20 protein-coding genes are annotated in these 21,630 nt (G+C 37.5%); 8 read left to right on the top strand and 12 right to left on the bottom strand.

Features of this window, described 5'->3' with window-relative positions; translation table 11 throughout:
* Positions 1–2 precede the first annotated feature (2 nt).
* Together E2I05_RS11455 and E2I05_RS11450 are read left to right on the top strand one after the other, a co-directional pair.
* The gene (locus E2I05_RS11455; RefSeq protein ID WP_121852941.1) at positions 3–1,394 is read left to right on the top strand and encodes a phosphohexomutase domain-containing protein; all 1,392 of its coding nucleotides are present in this window, start codon (positions 3–5) and stop codon (positions 1,392–1,394) included.
* A gap of 394 nt (positions 1,395–1,788) precedes the next feature.
* Positions 1,789–2,379 carry a L,D-transpeptidase gene (locus tag E2I05_RS11450; protein WP_121852942.1) on the top strand — a complete coding sequence of 197 codons (591 nt, stop codon included), beginning with the start codon at positions 1,789–1,791 and terminating at the stop codon, positions 2,377–2,379.
* A gap of 62 nt (positions 2,380–2,441) precedes the next feature.
* Here the strand turns inward: E2I05_RS11450 and mtnP are convergent, their stop codons facing one another.
* The 12 genes from mtnP to E2I05_RS11390 form a co-directional block, all read right to left on the bottom strand.
* Positions 2,442–3,290 (bottom strand): S-methyl-5'-thioadenosine phosphorylase, encoded by an 849-nt coding sequence (gene mtnP, locus E2I05_RS11445; RefSeq protein WP_121852943.1) that lies wholly within the window; start codon positions 3,288–3,290, stop codon positions 2,442–2,444.
* 17 nt (positions 3,291–3,307) lie between these two features.
* Positions 3,308–3,730: an arsenate reductase ArsC gene (locus E2I05_RS11440; RefSeq protein ID WP_121852944.1), complete on the bottom strand. Its 423-nt coding sequence runs from the start codon at positions 3,728–3,730 to the stop codon at positions 3,308–3,310.
* A gap of 9 nt (positions 3,731–3,739) precedes the next feature.
* Positions 3,740–4,657, bottom strand: coding sequence for a radical SAM protein (locus E2I05_RS11435; RefSeq protein WP_121852945.1), 918 nt, complete (start codon positions 4,655–4,657; stop codon positions 3,740–3,742).
* Positions 4,657–5,790 carry a methyltransferase domain-containing protein gene (locus E2I05_RS11430; RefSeq protein ID WP_121852946.1) on the bottom strand — a complete coding sequence of 378 codons (1,134 nt, stop codon included), beginning with the start codon at positions 5,788–5,790 and terminating at the stop codon, positions 4,657–4,659. The genes E2I05_RS11435 and E2I05_RS11430 overlap by 1 nt, the downstream gene beginning before the upstream one ends.
* The gene (locus E2I05_RS11425) at positions 5,783–6,490 is read right to left on the bottom strand and encodes a DUF2064 domain-containing protein (protein ID WP_121852947.1); all 708 of its coding nucleotides are present in this window, start codon (positions 6,488–6,490) and stop codon (positions 5,783–5,785) included. Before E2I05_RS11425 ends, E2I05_RS11430 begins: the two co-directional genes overlap by 8 nt.
* A 492-nt stretch (positions 6,491–6,982) precedes the next feature.
* Positions 6,983–7,330: a hypothetical protein gene (locus tag E2I05_RS11420; protein WP_121852948.1), complete on the bottom strand. Its 348-nt coding sequence runs from the start codon at positions 7,328–7,330 to the stop codon at positions 6,983–6,985.
* Positions 7,331–7,479: 149 nt separating this feature from the next.
* Positions 7,480–8,316 carry a DUF547 domain-containing protein gene (locus tag E2I05_RS11415; RefSeq protein ID WP_121852949.1) on the bottom strand — a complete coding sequence of 279 codons (837 nt, stop codon included), beginning with the start codon at positions 8,314–8,316 and terminating at the stop codon, positions 7,480–7,482.
* A 17-nt stretch (positions 8,317–8,333) separates the two neighbouring features.
* Positions 8,334–9,083, bottom strand: coding sequence for a glycosyltransferase family 2 protein (locus E2I05_RS11410; RefSeq protein ID WP_121852950.1), 750 nt, complete (start codon positions 9,081–9,083; stop codon positions 8,334–8,336).
* The gene (locus tag E2I05_RS11405; protein ID WP_243641057.1) at positions 9,076–11,433 is read right to left on the bottom strand and encodes an NAD(P)-binding domain-containing protein; all 2,358 of its coding nucleotides are present in this window, start codon (positions 11,431–11,433) and stop codon (positions 9,076–9,078) included. The genes E2I05_RS11410 and E2I05_RS11405 overlap by 8 nt, the downstream gene beginning before the upstream one ends.
* A gap of 13 nt (positions 11,434–11,446) precedes the next feature.
* Positions 11,447–12,865 carry an MptA/MptB family glycosyltransferase gene (locus tag E2I05_RS11400; protein WP_121852951.1) on the bottom strand — a complete coding sequence of 473 codons (1,419 nt, stop codon included), beginning with the start codon at positions 12,863–12,865 and terminating at the stop codon, positions 11,447–11,449.
* Entirely contained in the window at positions 12,862–14,346 is a 1,485-nt protein-coding gene (locus E2I05_RS11395) for a glycosyltransferase (RefSeq protein WP_121852952.1), read from the bottom strand. Before E2I05_RS11395 ends, E2I05_RS11400 begins: the two co-directional genes overlap by 4 nt.
* Before the next feature lie 42 nt (positions 14,347–14,388).
* Positions 14,389–15,231 (bottom strand): hypothetical protein, encoded by an 843-nt coding sequence (locus E2I05_RS11390; RefSeq protein WP_121852953.1) that lies wholly within the window; start codon positions 15,229–15,231, stop codon positions 14,389–14,391.
* Between the two features lie 388 nt (positions 15,232–15,619).
* Here E2I05_RS11390 and aroA point away from each other — a divergent pair, with 388 nt between their 5' ends.
* From aroA to lapB, 6 genes are all read left to right on the top strand, one after another.
* Complete coding sequence (gene aroA, locus E2I05_RS11385; RefSeq protein WP_121852954.1) at positions 15,620–16,900, top strand: 3-phosphoshikimate 1-carboxyvinyltransferase; 1,281 nt, start codon at positions 15,620–15,622, stop codon at positions 16,898–16,900.
* Positions 16,901–17,098: 198 nt separating this feature from the next.
* Positions 17,099–17,791 carry a (d)CMP kinase gene (gene cmk, locus E2I05_RS11380; RefSeq protein WP_121852955.1) on the top strand — a complete coding sequence of 231 codons (693 nt, stop codon included), beginning with the start codon at positions 17,099–17,101 and terminating at the stop codon, positions 17,789–17,791.
* Between the two features lie 102 nt (positions 17,792–17,893).
* A complete protein-coding gene (rpsA, locus tag E2I05_RS11375) occupies positions 17,894–19,561 on the top strand; it encodes a 30S ribosomal protein S1 (RefSeq protein WP_121852956.1) in 1,668 nt (555 codons plus the stop codon).
* A 72-nt stretch (positions 19,562–19,633) separates the two neighbouring features.
* Complete coding sequence (ihfB, locus tag E2I05_RS11370; RefSeq protein ID WP_121852957.1) at positions 19,634–19,921, top strand: integration host factor subunit beta; 288 nt, start codon at positions 19,634–19,636, stop codon at positions 19,919–19,921.
* 270 nt (positions 19,922–20,191) lie between these two features.
* The gene (locus E2I05_RS11365) at positions 20,192–20,467 is read left to right on the top strand and encodes a LapA family protein (protein ID WP_121852958.1); all 276 of its coding nucleotides are present in this window, start codon (positions 20,192–20,194) and stop codon (positions 20,465–20,467) included.
* The gene (gene lapB / locus E2I05_RS11360; protein ID WP_121852959.1) at positions 20,468–21,628 is read left to right on the top strand and encodes a lipopolysaccharide assembly protein LapB; all 1,161 of its coding nucleotides are present in this window, start codon (positions 20,468–20,470) and stop codon (positions 21,626–21,628) included.
* Positions 21,629–21,630: the final 2 nt, after the last annotated feature.

Genomic DNA, 21,630 nt, shown 5'->3' with positions numbered 1-21,630 from the left:
TAATGTCAGAACTAAGTTGTTTTAAGGCCTACGATATTCGAGGGAAGTTAGGGGACGATCTCAATGAATCAATTGCGTATGATATTGGTCGCGCTTATGCCAAAGTAATCAAGCCAAAAATAATCGTTGTGGGCGGTGATGTAAGAGCAACCAGTGAAACTTTAAAAATTGCGTTATCAGATGGGCTTCGGGAAGAAGGTGTAGATGTTCTCGATATTGGCTTGGTAGGTACTGAAGAGATCTATTTCGCAACATCAAACCTCAACCTTGATGGTGGAATAGTGGTAACTGCATCACATAATCCTATTGATTACAACGGCATGAAGCTTGTTCGGGAGCAAAGCAGGCCTATCTCTGGCGACACTGGATTGTTAGAGATAAAAACGATTGCTGAAAATAAACCCTGGTTACTTGAACAAACGCGAAGTATTCAAAAGGGTAGTTATTCAAAAGTTTCAAATCTAGCACCCTATATTAGCCATTTGCTTTCATACCTTAATTTCGAAAATATCAAACCCTTAAAGCTGGTTGTAAATGCGGGTAATGGCGCAGCAGGGCATGTTATTGATGCTTTAGAAGATCAATTTAAAGCGCTAAATGTTCCGATTCATTTTATTAAAATTCACCATGAGGCTGATGCTACTTTTCCTAATGGTATACCTAATCCTCTTATACCAGAAAAACGGCAAAGCACTCGTGATGCAGTGATAAAGTATAAAGCGGACATGGGAATCGCTTGGGATGGTGATTTTGATCGTTGTTTTTTATTTGATGAAAATGGTCAGTTCATCGAAGGGTATTACATTGTTGGTTTACTTGCAGAGTCTTTTTTACAAAAAGATCTTAGTGCAAAAATTATTCATGATCCACGTTTGACATGGAACACTATTAATATCGTTAAAACTAATGGTGGGCGTTCTGTTCAGTGCAAAACCGGGCATGCATTTATCAAAGAACGAATGAGAGATGAAGACGCTGTATATGGTGGTGAAATGTCAGCACATCATTATTTTAGAGATTTTTCATATTGCGACTCTGGAATGATACCTTGGTTATTGGTGGTTGAATTATTAAGTGTTAATGATATAAGTTTATCAAAAGCTATTGCTGCAAGATTAGCGGCTTATCCATCATCTGGCGAAATTAATTTAAGCTTGAGGTCACCACAAGACGCGATTAAAAAGATATCAGCTCTTTATTTACCCTTGTCGACAAGCTTTGATGAAACCGATGGGATTTCATTGGAGTTTAATGAAAAAGGAAAAATGTGGCGGTTTAACTTACGAAACTCAAATACTGAACCATTAGTAAGGCTTAATGTTGAATCTAAAGGAGATAAGGAGTTAATGAAACAAAAAACAAAAGAATTAATGACTCAGTTAACAGCACTATAATTAGGGTGTTAAGTTGTCATTATTAACAAATTACATGATCTGTTTGTTTTGCTATTTCACTGGCAGAAGTTAATGAGACAATAATCCTTTCGCCTTATGATGCAATATTAACAGTTAAACTTTGTGCTATTGTGGTTTAGGCTTATACCTGACATTGCGCACACGGAATAGTTATATGGTTAAGGTTGAATAAGAAATCACTTTTTATCTATGTTTTACTTAAAATTAACCGGTATGAACATTTTTACAACGAAAAAAATGAGTAACCATTCATTAATTTTGGGTTTTTAATAGATGTGCTCAATGTCAGTTATACCAGTCATGAACAACAAGTGGGTACTGAGTGCAAAATTGTTCATATGATTTATATTCAGATAGTTATAAGGTACTTCAAATGAAACATAGGGATATATCCCCTTGCAGTGCGTTGCAAAAGTGGGGTATTAGTAATTTTGCTATACAAGTTAATACTCAAGAGCAGTTATGTTATGTATTTAATAAAGAGTTTGAAGTTTACAGAACTTACCCTATATCAACATCTAAAAAAACGTCTAACCTAAAAAATAGTAGTGGTACTCCTTTTGGTATGCATATCATCAGTAAACGGATTGGTGATGGGGTTCCAATTGGCGAACGTTTTGTGGGTAGGAAAGCTCAGAATGAAATTGTTGAAATACTAAAGAGTAAGCCAGTTGTTGAGCCGAAAGGCGATTATATTTTGACTCGGATTTTGCAATTAAAAGGTCAGGAGCAAGGCGTCAATAAAGGAAGTAACGGTCATCGAGATTACAACGGAAATGAAGTTTTTAATAATGTTGATAGTTTTGAGCGCTATGTCTATTTCCATGGTACTAATGAAGAATATAAAATTGGCTCAAAAGCGTCACATGGTTGTATAAGAATGAAAAATGAAGATATTGTGGATTTGTTTTCATTCATTCAAGAAGGGAGTCCTGTTTACATCGAGTTAAGTGCTTGTGAATAAGTGTGATTTTGCTTTAGATTTAGGGCTAATCTTATGAGTTAACCCTAATAGATCAAAATTGGTTAAGTAGATAATACTTCAAATAAATTCTTTTGATCTTGTGTCATTGATTCGGTTGGTGTCAATACCGCACTTTCTAAAGCATGGTTGCAACGGTTACTACAGCGCGCTGAAGTACCTTTAATGTAGGTTTCTAAAACTAATTTTGCTCTTTCTAGGCTTGCACCGTAACGGCTAATTACTTGCTCAACAGTAACATGCTCTTTCGGATCATCTTGCCAGCAATCATAATCGGTTGCTATGCCTATTGTGCAGTAACAAATTTGTGCTTCACGCGCCAAAAAAACTTCTGGAACATTTGTCATACCAACTAAATCGGCATTAACTGCATTTTTAAGAAATAAACTTTCAGCTTTTGTACCAAGTCTTGGCCCATCTACACAAGCGTATGTTTTATTACGATGAATACTTATATCGCACTTTTCTGCCGCATTAGATAAAGCGTCAGCTAATGCTTTGCATGTTGGCTCTGCCGTTGATACATGGGCAACTAACCCATTTCCAAAGAATGTTTTTTCACGTGTGTTTTTAATAAAATCAAAATATTGATCAGCAATAGCCAGATCACCAGGCTTAATGTCTTGTTGTAAACTACCAACGGCAGAAAGACCTATAACTTGTTTAACGCCTAAGCTTTTTAATGACCAAATATTAGCTTGATAATTTACCTCAGATGGCAACAACGAATGATTGCTACCATGGCGAGGTAAGAATAGAATTTCTTTGCCGTGATATACACCGCGAACAATTTCAGCAGACGGTTTGCCATAAGGCGTATCAACATCATGTTTTTCAATAGTGATTAGACCATCGATATTATAAATACCTGTTCCACCAATAACGGCTAACATAGTTTTTTCCTTTCTTTTCAGCTCACTTGAGCTGGTAATTTTGTTATCCAATCTTTTATTTCGTCTCGTACACGACGATAGTGCGAAAGCGCTTCCTCTTGTGACTTTGCTAATTGAGCAAGCTTTGGTGGGTCATCAAACTGACGTGTAATGACATTAGTTTGATCAGGGAAAGTAGGGCAGTTGCTTGCAGCGTGTTCACAAACTGCGACCACATAATCGAACTTTTCGTCATTAAATTCAGATAAAGTATTCGACTGATGATGACTAATATCTATGCCTATTTCATCCATAACCTTAACGGCAGATGGATTAAGCCCATGGGACTCAATACCAGCAGAATAACTCACAAATTTATCACTGAGCAAAGAGTTTGCAAGCCCATGAGCCATTTGACTACGGCATGAATTTCCTGTGCATAAAAATAAGATAGATTTCATAGTATTTCCTCACATTTCACTACAGCTGGCACCGAATGCAAAACAGCTATAACAGCGATGGTGTTTTAAGTTAACTTGTTTTGTCATGCTTTCAACAAGCGTTATAGCTTGAAAATAATCTTCATCATCATCAACTAAAGTGCACGCATAAACTTGCATTTGACCATTTTTTTTAATAATCATTTTTGAAGTAGCACACATATAATTTTTCCGCTGAACTTCGGTTTGATACGATGTCATACAAGTTGTCGTTATATGCGGCACACTAGGTAGTGAACCTGGGGGAAGAAAATCAGGAAAAGCAACAATGTGTGTGTCAAAAGGTAAGCCATTAAGTTCAAATAGATCTTGATATTGCTTATCAACTAATGTTGTATTTTCACCTTTACTCATATGTCGAGCGAGTGACACATTAAAACCATTATTGTGCAATAACCTCATTCCAATAAATGCTTTAGCGAAATTGCCTGTTCCACGGCCATTATCATGCTCAGCTTCGATAGGCGAATCGATGCTGATCCTAAATGAAATTGCATGCTGATTTTTGGCCTGTAAAGTTTTAAGTGACTCTATCCGTTTGAATAAAGGGTCAGTGCCATTCGTCAAAACAATACAAGGTTTAAATTTTGATGCGTAATCTAAGATATCAACTATATCTTTAGCGAGAAAGGGCTCTCCACCTGTAAAAGAGAATTGCTCGACGCCAAGTGTAAGAGCTTCATCAATGTAAGGTTTTATTTCATCAAATTTTGGAGTTTGTAGTCGTTTATCAGATGGGCTAGAACCTTCTAAACAAAAGTCACATTCAAGATTACATTTAGTTCCAGTATGAAACCAAAGTTCATTTAAAGCATGAGGTTTAATATATCCTCTCGCATCACCAGTGGGTGTAATCGACCAATGTTGATTATCTGAAATAAGGCTCATTAACAGCAACTCTTTTTAACTACCGGTGATGGTGTGCAACAACTTGAATCATTCAATGAATCTTTATGAGATGAAAAATCAAGTGCTTTTATTTGAGCTTTAAATAAACCTAAATGTTTTTCAAAACTTCCATTGAACTCAAAGTGTTCGGAAAATCTTGATTGTTGAAGCGTGTGAAAAGTATTGCCGCTAACATTAACCAGCTTATTTTGATAAAAGGTCGTTGATTGATCGAAATTAAAAGATTCTTTGCTGTGAGGAATCGAACCAAGGTATTTGACTGATTGGCCATAGTCTTGAGCATCTGTCTCAAGATGTACCGCTTTAAACAATCGGTAAGTTGCTGAGGTAAACTTAATATCTTCCAACCGATTGGCTAATTGTTCATTATCGACAGTGATAACTCGGCTATTGACTAATCTTGGCTCTGTGAACCCAACTGATTTAGCAAGGTTTTCAAAATCGTTCCAATACAGAGCGCCACTTAAACACTCGCCATAGAGCAATGGATCTTGACGTAAGTGGTTTGGTACACGTTTATCAGCATAAACATCGGAGAAATATATTTCACCACCGGGTTTTAAAATTCGAAATATTTCTTTGAGAACGGCGTTTTTATCAGGGCTTAAGTTAATTACGCAATTTGAAACAACCACATCGAAACTATTGTCTGCAATATCGAGTTCGTTAAGTTTTTCGATATATCCTTTTAAAAAGGTGGTGTTTGCGCAATCAAAGCCAAATTTCATTCGGTGGTAATCGATATGTTTATTTGCAATATCAAGCTGCTCGTCGGTCATATCAACACCTGTTACGGAACCGCGTTCACCAACCATTTGTGCGATGGCATAACAATCACGACCTGCACCACATCCCAAATCAAGTACATGACAGCCTTCAAGTAATTCAGGGGTAACTAGACCACAGCCGTAATAACGAATTAATACATCATCATGGATATTCGATAAAATTAATTTAAGCTCAGGAGTTAAATCATCATCAGTACAACAAGCATTGGTTTGTAAATCATCGGAGCCTGCTAATACTTTACCGTAATAATCTTTTACTGCGTCATGGGTATCAGTGTTCGATTTTGCTTGAGAAGGTGAACAACAGTTGGTTGAATTAGACATGAGAAACTTTCCCTGAGAAATGAAACAATTCATCGATAAGACTCACTAAGGCTTTGCGAGCTGTACGGTTATCAGTTTGTAAATCGATAAATACTTTTTTTAGATCAGAAACATAATCAATATCATAACCAGATAATGTGTAACGAACATTCAATTCTTTCACAGAACAGAGCTGAGCCAAAGAATCAGATAATATATTCGTGCTCCATGGTAGCGCAGATAAATCTGGCCAATATAAGTTGTTGGCCATGATTACAACTCCTCCATCATCAGCGTGACTGAGCGCAATATCATTAAATGTAAGCGCGGTAACCACTTCATCAAAATGAGTTTGATTAAGAATAGGAGCATCAGTTCCGATCATAATTAATTGCTGGTGGCCTTGAGAACGTAATTTATCATCAACATAATTTAAGCGTTCACCGAGGTTGAATATGGATTCTGAAGTCTCAAATGGCGTCTGAGAGATAACACGCGCGTTGCTAAATTTGGATTTAGCCCACTTAATATCGTTTTTACTAGAACAAGCAACTACCACATTACCTTGCCAATGTTCAGCATCCTCAATAACACAAGCTAAAAGTGATTCAGCGATACGGAGTGTAATTTCTGGTGATGTGTCTTCAGCAAGCCTTTGTTTTCCTTGATGGAGTTTAGGTCTTTTGCAAAAGATGACAAGAGTTGGGAGCACGGTAGTCATAGTTGTTATTTATTCGTTTCACATTGATTATTTTTATTAAGATAAAAGACCTGAGCAGAGTTAATTTAATTTCCATCTTTTTGAAATTTGATTTTTAACCTAAATAAACCGATTGGGAGCGTTCATATAAGCAGAATAATTAATGATTGCAAAGCATGAATCTGACATTGAGCACATTTATTAAAAACCCGAAATTAATGAATGGTTACTCACTTTTGCGTTGTAAAAATGTTCATATCGGTTAATTTCAAGTAAAATACAGATAAAAGTGATTTCTTATTCAACCTGGACCACATAACTATTCCGTGTGCGCAATGTCAGATGAATAGCAGCAAGTAGTGGTTACCGACATACAAAACTGTCGTTACTTCGTTTCTAGCCGGCGCTGGAGTGACGAGAACTCATCGGTATACTTTCTTCCGCAACCTTCCTAATGAAACAGTATTGTTGATAGCAAACCGTATAGGTTAGGGGGTTAATATCTTTGCTTAGTTACAGTTTTTTTATTACGTTGCAAAATGATTTTAAAAAACTGTTAGTGCTACAGCTTTCTATGGGTTGCTGGGTTATTGTAAAAGTGTAACTATCACGAATGCCTTTAATTGCAGGTTTTGAGCTTGAGTTAAGTAGTATGCTCACAGCTTCTGGTAAATTTGGTAATAATTGATCCGCAACGGGTTTCTTGTAGCGATACAAGTAAACTTCAGTATCATTGGCGGCAACACTTTTTATCACGAGTTTTTGTGCATTACAGTCAAATAAATGCAAATCTTCTACATGAGTTATTTTTTGGTGCAAATTATCCCAACGGACGCTTATAGTTCCGACTGGTAGGCTCATACTTCTAGTCTTGGTATAAATAATCTTATTGCTATTTTAACGAATAGCTTACCTAAAGTCTTGGTGCTATACGTTAAATAAAATTTATTAAAATCAGCAATCAAGGATGTTTGGCACTTTTGTTAATTTAAAAACGTGAAGCTTAAACGCTATCTAGATTTATTTTCATTCAATCTCCAATCATATTCAAACTCGACTTCGGCAGAAAATTCATCAAGCTGCGCTTTTAGAGTGGGCTTTGCAAACTGTTTAACATGTTCGATGGTAGCAGAGGTGCTCGATCCAAAATCCTCTGAAAACCAACTGTAAATACTGGATAAGTGTAATTTGCCATCAATAAACTTCACCGCTTTTTCTTGGTTAACAAATCGAATAGCAGCAATATTGAATTGCTGCTCAATATTATCACTAGAGAATGCATGTGTTGGCAAGTCTGGGCAACCGATACTGGCACAGTTAATGACGTAATGAACTCGATTGTCTTTCCAAAAAGCGCGTAAGATTCCGTGCTCAATTTGGTTCAAGGTAACGGCTTGACCTGAAATTGTCACAAGCTCCATGTTCCAAGGGCCAGTGAACCCGTCTCCTATATTTTTAATTGACTCAATCGGGTAATGTTCCAGAACAATTTGTACTGTTAAAGCATTATACAAATTAATCCAATAGGCCAGTTGAACATCTTTTTGATAGTGCCTTGGATCAATAGATTGTAATTGGTTTAAATATTTATCCAGAATTTTTCTGTCTTCATTATTTACACTACCATAATTGATGTATCTAATACTTAACTCTTCATCACTGGTCAAATATTTTGATAGGAATTGCTGCCACAGGTTATGATCAATTTTTTGCTGATTAGTTTCGTTACTAGTATTCCAGTAACTTATCCCATTAGGGCTAATGGCTTGATAAAGACAATAAGCCTTTATGCTAACGCCTATAAACACTAATGAAACCAGTAGCATTAGGAATTTGAACTTTGTCATATCATCAAGTTCCCGTTTTAAAGTTGTTCAGCGGTTTGTTTTATGCGGCGTTTAAAATGGGCTTGATTAACAAATAATTTAGCTATCATAGACAAAATTCCAACCCCAGCTTTAATTGAACCAGAAACAGTTCCACTTATTTTTGATTGGCCAATGCGTATTTTGGAGTCAACAGGATACTCATTAACTTGCATTCCTAGAATGATAGCTTTTACCTGCATTTCGACTGTCCAACCAAATGTTTTATTTTCCATATCTAATGTTTGTAAAGAAGATCTTTTAATTGCCCTAAATGGCCCTAAATCGGTAATTTTTTGGCCCCAAAAAAGAGTAATTAAACGACTTGAGAGCCAGTTTCCAAATAATTGGGGCCCAGTAAGGGCTCCAATTTCTATGTGGCCTAATGTACGAGATCCAATGGCTAAATCATCACCATTTATGATTCCGTTAAGCATAGGGAGAGCTTGTTCGGCAAAGCATGAATCGTCTCCGTCAACAAACAGGACGATGTCGCATTCAGATAAGTGAGCTATAGCCGTTAAACAGGCTATACCATAGCCTGGAGTTGATTGTGAGACAGCTTCTGCACCTGCAGCAATAGCGACGACACCGGTATTGTCGGTTGAGCCATTATCGCAGACGATTATATCGTCAATGATCCTATGTTCGCCAACTTTTAGAGTAAATAAGCCTTTGATTACTTTGTGAATCGCGGCTTCTTCATTCAGTGCAGGTATGACTACAGAAATTTTATGGCCTTTATACATTTTTTACCTCGATAATCTGCACTCCGTTTTTGGCCAATTCGGTCATTTGAACAGGGCTTGCTGCCAGTTTGTCTTTTCGAATTACAACTGACGTCTTTGGATTAATTTCAGCAAATGTAAGCGTACCTGTTGGGCAAGTGTGTACACATGCAGAACAACGAACGCATTGAGGATCAGTCATCGGCTGTCCTTTGCTCGCGAACGACATCACATCAATACCTTGATGACATACACTGGTACATTGATTACAACTGATACATTTAGATTTTTCACTGACAATAGCAAAGCGGCCAAATCGATTGTAAATGTGCATTAACGCGGCAAGTGGGCAAGCAAATCGGCACCAAGTACGACCTGAATACTTAAAATAAAGTCCGAAACCTAAGATACCGGCTAGCAGTATATCTACAACCCATTTATAGCTAAAAGCATTGACTAGCTTATATTCTGAATTTTCACCTTTTAAAAATAAATTAAACATCTCATTCATCCAAGTGTCAGGAAACACCCAACCCAGAATACGAATGACAAGCAATACTGTAGCGATAAATAAAATAACTTGCCCGAGCATGTTTAATTTATTCCATTTGGAACCATGAGGCATTTTATGTCTATGTTGGTCACCCATGGTTTCTGCCATTGCACCGCATGAACAAATCCAACTGCAATATGCACCTTTACCCCATTTCATCACGATAATTGGAATAATGATGAAAGTTTGGATTGCACCAATAACTAACCATGCAACTTGAGGGGTATCAGTAAATACAGTGTAAACACCTAGAGGCCATGCAAATATGAAGCTATAAGCATGCCAATAAGCTCTTGGGTGCCCCCAGTCAGGCCATGTATGTGCAGCTAACTCTTGTGCAGATATATAACTTGGGAAAAGGGCATCTGCGACAGATTTGCCAATACCGGCATCAAACACGCTATTATAACCAAGGTATGGAAGAATGATCTCAGGCAATAAAAATAATGGAAATAACTGAATCAAAAAAAGTATTGTTGTTTGTACTGTCACGTAAGGTGTTTTACGCCGCTTGATACGTTGCCAGCCAAATACTGCAATCAATAAAGTATATAAAACAGTGTAATAAAAAGAACGACTTTTTAGTGATACTGCGAGGGTTCCAATGAGCGTACTTCGGTCATTAACCTGTTGTTGCCACCATTCGCCCATGCTGGCAATAAGAGTTGGCATTTGATCTGGGTAAGTAAAACTACCCCAAAATGAATTTAAAAAGCCATAACCTTTCCAATCATATAATGCAGTTAACGCTACTAAAAACAATGCAAAGTATAACCAACCTAACCAAGAGCTTTCTCCACTTATCGAAATTTTTGACCGTCTAAAGAAATCTAGCGGTGCTTCCCGACCTGTCGCAAGCAATACTTCGTCATTGTCGATAGTTTCATATTCATCTGTTGATGTTTTAAGTTTAACGCTTTTATCACTAATTTCAGATAATTCAGTGTCTAGCTTTAAATTGATTCTATTATCTTCAACTAGTTGATTAAGCAGGTTTACATTCTCTGCTTTGGCACGGGTAAATTCATTTTTTCGATACGATAACGTTACTTGAGAGTTTGCCTGTGATGTTGCAATGGCAGCTTCAAGCGCACTATCGCCACCACCTACAACTAAAAGCTTTTTTCCTTTATAGGTTGCAGGATCAATCAGTCTGTTTGCAACCTTATCGAGGTTTTCACCATTAATATTTAGCTTTCGGTAATTTCCAGAACGGCCTATAGCTACTATCACACGATGTGACTGAAGGGGAGTTCCATCTTCTAAAATGACACTAAGAAAGTCGCTCTTTTTTTCAATGTGGCTAACTTTTACAATTTCTGTAGATACGCCGTGTTCAATGACTTGTTGCTTAAGTTCTGCAAGCAAATTTTCTTTGTGAGTTACATTATCGGAAAATTGTAAATCACCCTGCGGCTGCATATCAGTAGGGTAAGTATAAATAGGTTTTTTATTCGGAAAATTTTCAATAGTAGAGAATGATTGATTAGCTTCTAGTAATTTAAAGGAAAGGCCATTTTTTTGAGCTTCAATTGCTGCGGCATATCCACTGACACCACCACCAATGATTATTACATCTTGAGTAATATTATCTGATTTACGATTATTAAACGTGCTTTCTGATACGATTTTTCTTATAGCTTTGGCTCCGGTGTCGGAAGAAAACTTTAAAAGTGGAACACCCGTTAAGTCACCGACAACGTAAACCCCTTTTATATTGGTCGTGCCGTCTGAGTTTACAACTGGTTGTTTTTCTACTTCGCGGTCTGGCCAGCGTCCATGTAACCAGTGAGCATAATTTTTTATTATTCCAATCATGATATTTCCACTACTATTTTTTATTAATTATTGAAAATGAACGGCTGAAGCTTTTCATTATTTCGACTCTATTTGTGAATAACCAATGACTCACTTTATAAGCGGTAAAAAGGTAAAATAATCCGAGTAGAAGAACAGGCCATTGGGCAGGTTGCCATTGTTGATTGTGCAAAAATGCATTTAATACTTCATAAGTGAAAGGCATTAACATTGTCCAAATAATCAGGTAAATATTGGGACGTAAAGCCAATAAAGGTATTAAAGGCATCAAATACCAAGGAAACACCACTGGGCTTAGTAACAACGGCAATGCTAAAGATAATTGCATGCAGACTAGTACAATGTTTCGGTCACACTTTGTCACAGATTGTGCACTATAAGTAACATAAGCGATTACGCTGCATACGAAGGCTGCAATAAACAAGATTACAGAAAAAATTTTAATGCCGGAGAGAAAAGATGCAAGAGAAATAAATAACGGTGAAGCAAAGCGCCATTTTTCAAAGAAAACCCCAATGCTACCTACAGGATGATACCCCCAAAGCAGTGTAAAACTGTAAATAACAGCTACAGTCCCAAAACTACAAATGAGTAATAGTCCGATCATTTTTAACTTTCTTTGAATAAAAATAAGCGGTAGTAATAGCATCATAGGCAATACTTTTAATGACATGCCAACACCTATCGCAATTCCACACCAAGCTAATCGTTTCTTTTGCCACAGGAATAAGACAACACTTACTGCTAGAGCAGAAAGAGTATCTAAATGTAAACCTACACCTGTTTCCATTATTAATAACGGGGATAGGGCGATCAGTGGAAGGTGTTGAAGTTTACCTATATGTTGCAAAGTTAACGCTGTTATAAAAACAGTTGCAATACTTGCAATGAGTAAAATCAATTTCCAAACAAGTTGAGCATAATCTACACCAAAAGATGCAGATAACGAGAATAACGCTAATGCTAATGGCGGATAGATTGTGACATAAGCTGCATGCTCTTGCGGTGGTTGCCATTGAGCTCTTAGTTCAGTGAGTTGTGGATCATCATGGCTAACTCGATAAGGATCGATTCCTTCATAGGCGATACGCCCATCAAATAGATAACGATCGACATCATTAGATGTGTATGGGTCTATATCAATTAAAAGTACACGTGCTGTTATGGCTACAACCAACAGCGTTTTATAATCTTTTATCCGCAGTTTTTCTGATGATAATCCCCACGCCAACAACATAAATAAAGCCATCAATGTATATTGGACAACAGTAAAACTGCCGACTTGTGATATAAACTCTGTATGTTTGCTTTCAACAAAATCAGAAAGCTGATAGCTCAGCAAGCAGAGAAAAAGTACTGATATAAGGCTTCCGTAATACCCCCAAGTACGTATTTGAGGGCGTAAGCTGAGGTTTCTAATAATATTCATCATTTTGATAACTGATAATGGCTATAGAAACTGTGAAATGCAGAAACTACAAAACCTAATGTTAAGATGAATAAAAATGGCAACATAAACCAATGCTGATGGGTAACCGCCCAAAGGAATACTATCGAATAGATCACAGCAATAGCTATTTCAAACAAAGCGCCTTTTGGGGGAATAGCTCTATAGGTTTGTTTGTTTGAGTTGCTATTTCTAGATGGCTCAGAACCTTGTTCAAGTTCGCCTGTTTTTGGGGTTCGTACAAACTCGGTTTTTTTCCCAAATAAACCCTCTACTCCCGCTTTTGAATTGTTTATAGCTAGCTGTATGCCAAGCATCATTAGACTTGGTAGCTTGATAAAGGCACGACTTCTTGAACGGCCAAGCACATGCTGACCGAAGTATAAATACGCAAGGTGTCCACCAGACGACAAAAGCAGTAATGGAATATCAACCCACCAAATATTTAGAAAGTCATATTGATCTCGTAGGTACAAACTCGGAACCAAAAATATTAATGTATCAATTAACATGATGAAATAAGCTAAATTGTTGGCTAAGTGAAAGCTTGATTCGATTTTTTTAGTAACCGGTAATTTGGATTTCCATACTGTTGGCAGCATCTTCATCATGACTTCTACACCACCTTTAGCCCAGCGGAATTGCTGACTTTTAAAAGCGTTCATGTCAGCTGGAAGTTCGCCAGGGCAAGTAAGGTCATTCAAATACAACATCTTCCAACCTGCCAGTTGCGCTCTATAACTAAGATCAAGATCTTCAGTTAATGTGTCAGCACTCCAATGGCCAGCATCGATAATTGCTGTTGTTCGCCATATTCCAGCTGTGCCATTAAAATTAAACAGCATATTACTGGCACAACGTACATGTTGTTCAAGCCCGAAATGTGCATCAAGCATGATTGCCTGAATCTTCGTTAATAAGCTGCTACGGCGATTCAAATGTTCCCAGCGGAACTGCACCATAGCAATATCTGGCTGAGTAAAGTGGTTAATACTTTTCAACAAAGTATTGGGAGTCGGTATAAAGTCAGCATCAAAAATAGCAATGAACTCACCCGTAGCACTGTCCATTGCTTCCTTTAAAGCGCCAGCTTTAAAGCCGTGTCGATTAGTTCGTTGCACATGTTGTATGTTTATTCCTTGCTGCTGAAAAAAATCAACGCGCTCGGCAATAACACGGCTTGTATCGTCTGTAGAGTCATCAACAATTTGAATTTGCAACTTATCTTTTGGATATTCGAGCAAAACAATAGAGTCAACAATTCTTTGAGCAACAAGCACTTCATTGTAAAGTGGAATTTGCACCGTAATTTTGGGCAGTTCTTTAAACACTTTTGGTGTTTCGGGCTTAAAAGTACGGTATTTAAACCAACGAACAACCATAGATAAACGGTGCAAACCAAACAAACATAAAATCACTAATAAAAAGAAGTGAACAGCAATTATGAACGAACTAAGTAACGACATTTTAATTTAACCCTTGTTTAACTGAGTCTTTATAATTTGAATTTAAAAAACTTTGGTTAAACCAAGCTGAATTGTATTACCCTCTAATATGTTTTCACCATAAATCTCACGGGTATAAGTGACTTCTAAACCGAAGCCTTTTAGGGCAGTCGATTTATCAAAGTTCCATCCGGTCGTAAACTCAAGTTTTCCAGAGTCAAATTCGAAGGGATTTGATAAATTGCCACTTAAAGAACCAGGTGCAACATCAGAGTTATTCGCACTTAATATGCCGTCTAATTTGGTGCGGAAGTATAAATTCTCATTAACGCTGAATCCATATTCTAATAAGTATCTATACTCATCAGATGGCTCACCAGTACGCAAACGATAACCAAACTCGGCACCAACATAACCAAATTTATCGAGTCCTTTCCCTAATAATATCTTGGCTTCATAATCAGTTTGATTGTTTCCTAGGCCATCATCAGCATCATATAAAAATGGAGATTTAACTAGAAAGGATGTAGACAGAACAAACGGATCCGCTTGCCATTGATAACGTAAACCTAACTCAACATCACCTAATCCACTTGAGCTGCTTTTACCAAGTACAGTATCTACTTGATCATATGACTGATGTAACAAAGAACCAAACAAAGAAAAACTATTACCTAATCCGTACTCACCATAAAAAGATATGCTATTGCTTTCAAAGTTATCAAATGAAGGGTTATTTCCACGATAACCATTGGCCTCATAAGTAGAAAAGCCAATTTTAGTGTAACCGGTTCCTTTTTCACCAACCCAAGCGCCAGCCATAGAGTTAGCAGATACAAACATCAAAGATAATGCTGCTAACGTTGTTTTGATTGGGAATTTAGTGTGCGTTAATTTGTTAGTCATAGTTCTCATCCAGTTGAAACGATAGGTTTGATACAAAGTTAATTGCTTAAACTTGTAACGTAATTGTTAAGACCAAGTGGATTGAGATTATCTTTCAAAAAAATAAATTATTTTGAACTATAAGCGTAACGTCTGTTTTTATTGATAGGCTCGTGATGTTTTTGTGAATAATTTACTCAATATGTTTTATAATTGAATAATTTGTTTTAACACAATTGTTACATGATTGATTTTTAACTTTTGATCTTAAGCCATATTTAAAAACCAAATATGTTCGATGAAATAGTTTTAAATTATAAGGGATAATGCTTGCACAGACTGCAGGAATAGGGGAGTCTATTGACTTTCTTACTCGCTCGGCACGAATGAAAGGCTTTAGAAAAATTTAATGAAACAATTACGACTAGATTACATATCAAAAATTCAAGGTGAAATAAATATTCCTGGCTCAAAAAGTATCTCCAATCGAGCGCTTTTGCTAGCTGCACTTGCCAAAGGGACTACTAGATTAACTAATCTTTTAGATTCAGACGACATTCGATATATGTTGAAGGCATTGCAAGCACTAGGAGTAAGTTATCGACTCAATGAAGATAAAACGATTTGTGATGTGGATGGTCTTGGCGGTGTGATTGATTCTGAACAATTGAAAACCCTTTACTTAGGCAATGCAGGCACAGCTATGCGACCACTTTGTGCTGCTTTGACACTTGGAGTTGGTACTTTTGAACTAACTGGTGAACCAAGAATGGAAGAGCGCCCTATCAAAGATTTGGTGGATTCTCTTTCGCAGCTCGGTGCTAATATTGAATATCAAAAAAATGAAGGCTTTCCACCAGTCAAAATAAATGCAAATAGTCTTGAAGGTGGAGAAGTATCCATTTCAGGCAGTTTGTCGAGTCAGTTTTTAACGGCACTATTAATGGCAGCACCACTGGCCAAATCAACCGTTGAAATTAAAGTTACTGGAGAGTTAGTTTCTAAACCTTATATAGATATTACTTTAGAGCTAATGAAACGATTTGGTGTGAATGTAGTTAATGATAATTACCAAAACTTTTCGATAATTACCGGTCAAAAGTACGTAACTCCTGGTGAGTTTTTGGTTGAAGGAGACGCTTCATCTGCATCTTATTTTCTTGCTGCTGCAGCAATTAATGGTGGCTCAATAAAAGTTACTGGTGTAGGCAGGTTAAGCATTCAAGGCGATACAGCATTTGCCGACGTGCTTGAAAAAATGGGCGCTAAAATCCAGTGGGGTGATGACTACATCATTTCTTCAGTTGGAAAATTGAATAGTATCGACCTTGATTTAAACCATATACCTGACGCAGCCATGACTATCGCAACAACGGCTTTATTCGCATCAGGTACGACCAAAATTTCAAACATTTATAATTGGCGTATTAAAGAAACTGATCGACTTGCAGCGATGGCTACAGAATTAAAAAAAGTAGGTGCTGAAGTAACTGAAGGTCATGACTATATTGAGATAACCCCTCCCGCTGAAATAAAGCATGCTGAGATTGATACCTACAATGATCATCGAATGGCAATGTGTTTTTCATTGTTGTCATTTTCTCATGCAGGTATCACTATCAACGATCCAGAATGCACAGCAAAAACATTTCCATCTTACTTTGAGCAACTTAAAGAACTTTCATCTTAAAAATTGCCTAAATAGTGATTATTCACGCATTTATTTTGTTTGTAATGAAAAATCAACAGATTTTTCATTACCTCTGGTGTACAATCCGCCGCGCTTAAATTTAGTAAGCCTGATTATTATATTTTTTGAAATGCTTAAATTGATTTCTAAAATTTCATGGCTACATTGTTCATGGAAGATGTCTTTTTTGGAGGATTTATGTCTGAACGGACTCCAGTGGTGACGATCGACGGACCAAGTGGTGCAGGTAAAGGGACTATTTGTTTTCTATTAGCTAAGCGTCTTGGGTGGCAGCTTTTAGATAGTGGTGCAATATATCGAGTTTTAGCATTAGCAGCGATGCACCATGATGTAGAACTAGCTAATGAAGAAGAACTAAGCTTATTAGCCGCTCACCTTGACGTACAATTTTTACCGGGAACAGACTCTGATGGCGTAAAAGTCATTCTTGAAGGAGAAGATGTCACCACCGAAATTAGAACCCAAGAGTGTTCTAATTCTGCATCTAAAGTTGCAGCATTTCCAAGAGTTAGAGAAGCATTATTAAGGCGACAAAGAGCATTCAAAACCGAAGCAGGTTTAATTGCTGATGGCCGTGATATGGGTACGGTTGTTTTCCCAGAAGCGCCAGTAAAAATTTTTCTTACGGCGTCCGCACAAGAAAGAGCGGAAAGACGCTTTAATCAGTTGCAGGGCAAGGGCTTCGATGTTAAAATCGGTCGCCTTTTGGCAGAAATCATCGAGAGAGATGAACGCGACATGAATCGCTCTGTTGCGCCATTAAAACCCGCTGATGACGCCTTAGTAGTTGATACTACAGGCATAGACATTGAAAGTGTGCTTAATATTACTATTGAGCACATTGAAAGAAACATATCGAACCTTACGTAAAGTCGTATTGTTCGGTAAGCAATCATATCAAGGATGATATGACTTAAATTAACTGACTCCTCGTTCATGGTTGAACTTGGTTTATTATATAAGTAACTAAACATGACTGAATCTTTTGCTGATCTGTTTGAACAATCCCTTTCTGAACTTGAATTCCGCCCAGGCTCTATCGTACGTGGTACAGTAGTAGCTATTGAAAATGGTATGGTTCTTGTTGACGCTGGCTTGAAATCTGAAAGCCCAATCCCTGCTGAACAATTTAAGAACGCTGCTGGCGAACTTGAAATTCAAGTAGGCGATGATGTTGACGTAGCTCTTGACTCTGTTGAAGATGGTTTTGGTGAAACTCAACTATCTCGTGAGAAAGCTAAGCGTCATGAAGCTTGGATTGTTCTAGAAAAAGCTTATGAAGATGCTGAAACTGTAATCGGTATCATCAATGGCAAAGTTAAAGGCGGTTTCACTGTTGAATTAAACGGTATCCGTGCATTCTTGCCAGGTTCTTTGGTTGACGTTCGCCCAGTTCGCGATACTTCACACCTTGAATATAAAGAACTAGAATTCAAAGTTATTAAATTAGACCAGAAGCGCAACAACGTTGTTGTTTCTCGTCGCGCTGTTATCGAATCAGAAAGCAGTGCAGAACGTGATACACTTCTTGAGAATCTACAAGAAGGTCAATCAGTTAAAGGTATCGTTAAGAACCTTACTGATTACGGAGCGTTCGTTGATCTTGGTGGTGTTGATGGTCTTCTACATATCACTGATATGGCTTGGAAGCGTGTTAAGCACCCATCTGAAATCGTTAATGTTGGAGATGAAATCAACGTTAAAGTTCTTAAGTACGATCGTGAGCGTACACGCGTATCACTTGGTCTTAAGCAACTAGGCGAAGATCCATGGTTAGAAATCAGCAAGCGTTACCCAGAGAGCACTCGTTTAAGTGGTCGCGTAACTAACTTGACTGACTATGGTTGTTTCGTTGAAATTGAAGAAGGCGTTGAAGGTCTTGTTCACGTTTCAGAAATGGATTGGACTAACAAGAACATTCACCCATCAAAAGTTGTTAACTTAGGTGATGAAGTTGAAGTTCTAGTTCTAGATATCGACGAAGAACGTCGTCGTATCTCTCTAGGTCTTAAGCAGTGTAAGACAAACCCATGGGATGATTTCGCTACTCGTTTCAATAAAGGCGATAAAGTTTCTGGTAAGATCAAATCTATCACTGACTTTGGTATCTTCATCGGTCTTGATGGTGGTATTGATGGCTTGGTTCACTTATCTGATATTTCTTGGAATGGTACTGGCGAAGAAGCTGTATCTGAGTACAAGAAAGGCGATGAGATCCATGCTGTTGTTCTTTCTGTTGACCCAGAGCGTGAGCGCATTAGCTTAGGTGTTAAGCAAACTGAAGATGATCCATTCAACGCATACTTGGCTGATAAGAAGAAAGGTACTATTGTTAATGGTACTGTATCTGCAGTTGATGCTAAAGGTGTTACTGTTGAGCTTGCTGAGTCTGTTGAAGGCTACATCCGTGTTGCTGATATTTCACGTGAACGTATTGAAGATGCATCTACTGTATTCAGTGTTGGTGATGCAATCGAATCTAAGTTCATGGGCGTAGATCGTAAGAATCGTGCTATCAGCTTGTCAATCAAAGCGAAAGACGAAGCTGACGAAAAAGAAGCATTAGCATCTGTTAACAAACAAGATGATGCTGTTGTAAGTAATGCTATGGCAGAAGCGTTTAAAGCTGCTCGTAAGTAATCATTGTTCGGAGTGCAGAGTCTGCACTCCTCAATATGATTAAGTTTGGCTTGATAATAGGGGATAGCTAGGATGACAAAATCCGAACTGATCGGTAGGCTCGCCAGCAAGCAATCGTTGCTGTCGGCGAAAGAAATAGAACGTGCTGTGAAAGAGATGTTAGAGCAAATGGCTGTAACATTAGAAGGCGGAGATCGAATTGAAATCCGTGGTTTTGGCAGTTTCTCTCTACACTATCGCGCACCACGTATTGGTCGTAACCCTAAAACGGGTACTTCTGTTGATTTGGAAGGCAAGTACGTTCCGCATTTTAAGCCAGGCAAAGAGCTTCGCGAAAGAGTCGATGTTCATAGCGCTTAATTGAGCTTTAAATAAAAACCTCCTAATTGGAGGTTTTTTTATGCCTCAAAACAAACGATCGTTAATTCAGCATTTTTTTGCTTATTACTAAATTTATACATTCAGCCTATTGATAATTTAGTGATAGAATTATCTTATTAGTTTTATATTGTATTAAGAGTTACTTGCCCTCAAAATTTATTTTTAGGTGTAAGTTAAGCGTTGAACCAGTAATTCTATTTAAGATGTCGAGAATTGCTGTTGAACTCACTGGCCTATATGGAGATACAAGTGAAATCATTTTTAGTTACTGTTGTCTTAGCCTTGATATTTTTCTTGGCGATCATTTTTGGGGCTCGTAATGAGCAGCTAGTAACTATTAGCTATTTTGTTGCTAAAGGGGAATATCGTTTACCTATAGTTCTTGCCGTTGTTTTCTTACTTGGCTTTTTAATAAGTTGGCTATTTGCAGGTTATCATATTCTAAAACTTAGGCTCAATATAAGACATTTGTCTAAGAAGCTGGCACTCGCTGAAACTAAATCTGATAGTGTTGAAGACGTTTAAATGGTTGAAGTTTTATTTTTACTCCTTCCGATAGCAGCTAGTTATGGTTGGTATATGGGACGCCGTAGTATGCGTCATCAACAAAACAATAAACAACGTTCAAGAGATAGAAATTATTTCACGGGGCTAAACTTCATCTTATCTAATGAATCAGATAAAGCCGTCGATCTTTTCATTAATATGTTGGATGTTGATGACGACACCATCGATACTCACTTGTCTTTAGGTGCATTGTTTAGAACTCGCGGGCAAGTAGATAGAGCTATTCGTATTCACCAAAGTTTGGTTTCAAGACCTAACCTCCCATCTGAACAACTTGAAATTTCAATGATGGAGCTTGGTAAAGACTATATGGCGGCAGGTTTTTACGATCGAGCAGAAGAAATGTTCGTAAGTTTAATCGAGTTATCAGATGAAACAGATGAGGCTGAATCTCAGCTAATTTTGATTTACCAAACCACGCGAGAATGGCAAAAAGCGATAAATATTATTAAAAATATGAATCGTGTGAGTAGAAAAGAATTTGCGTCTAGTCACGCACATTATTATTGCCAGCTAAGCGATGAGAGTAGTACCACTGAGCAAAAGGTTAAGTTTCTAAAACTTGCTTTGAAACAAGACGAAAAATGTGGACGAGCTTTAGTTCAATTAATTGAAATATATTTTAAAAACAATCAAAACAAAGAATGTAAACAATCGTTATTACAACTTATTTTAACGGATCCAGATCTTATTTCTGAAGTCTTGGAATACGCACGAGAAGTATACTTGCGTGAACAAGATTTCGATGGTTATAAAGAATTTTTACAACAATCCCTTGATAAAGGGGCTGGTGTTTCCATAACGGTTGCACTTGTAAAACTTTTTTTAGACATAAATCATGTTGAAGATGCTCAAACCATATTGCTTGCCGCTATGCAACGGCACCCAACGATGAAAGGTTTTCATCAATTAATGCAACTTCACGTTGAACAAGCAGAAAGCGGGAAAGCAAAAGACAGTTTAACCATGTTGGAAAAGCTCGTTCAACAACAAATAAAACATAGACCAAGTTATCGCTGTCAAGAATGCGGTTTTCCTTCACATGCATTGTATTGGCATTGCCCATCATGCAAAAATTGGGGGAAAGTGAAACGTATTCGAGGCCTCGATGGTGAATAAAG

Source organism: Parashewanella spongiae, assembly GCF_004358345.1.
GTDB lineage: Bacteria > Pseudomonadota > Gammaproteobacteria > Enterobacterales > Shewanellaceae > Parashewanella > Parashewanella spongiae.
This window is presented reverse-complemented; position numbering and strand designations above follow the sequence as displayed.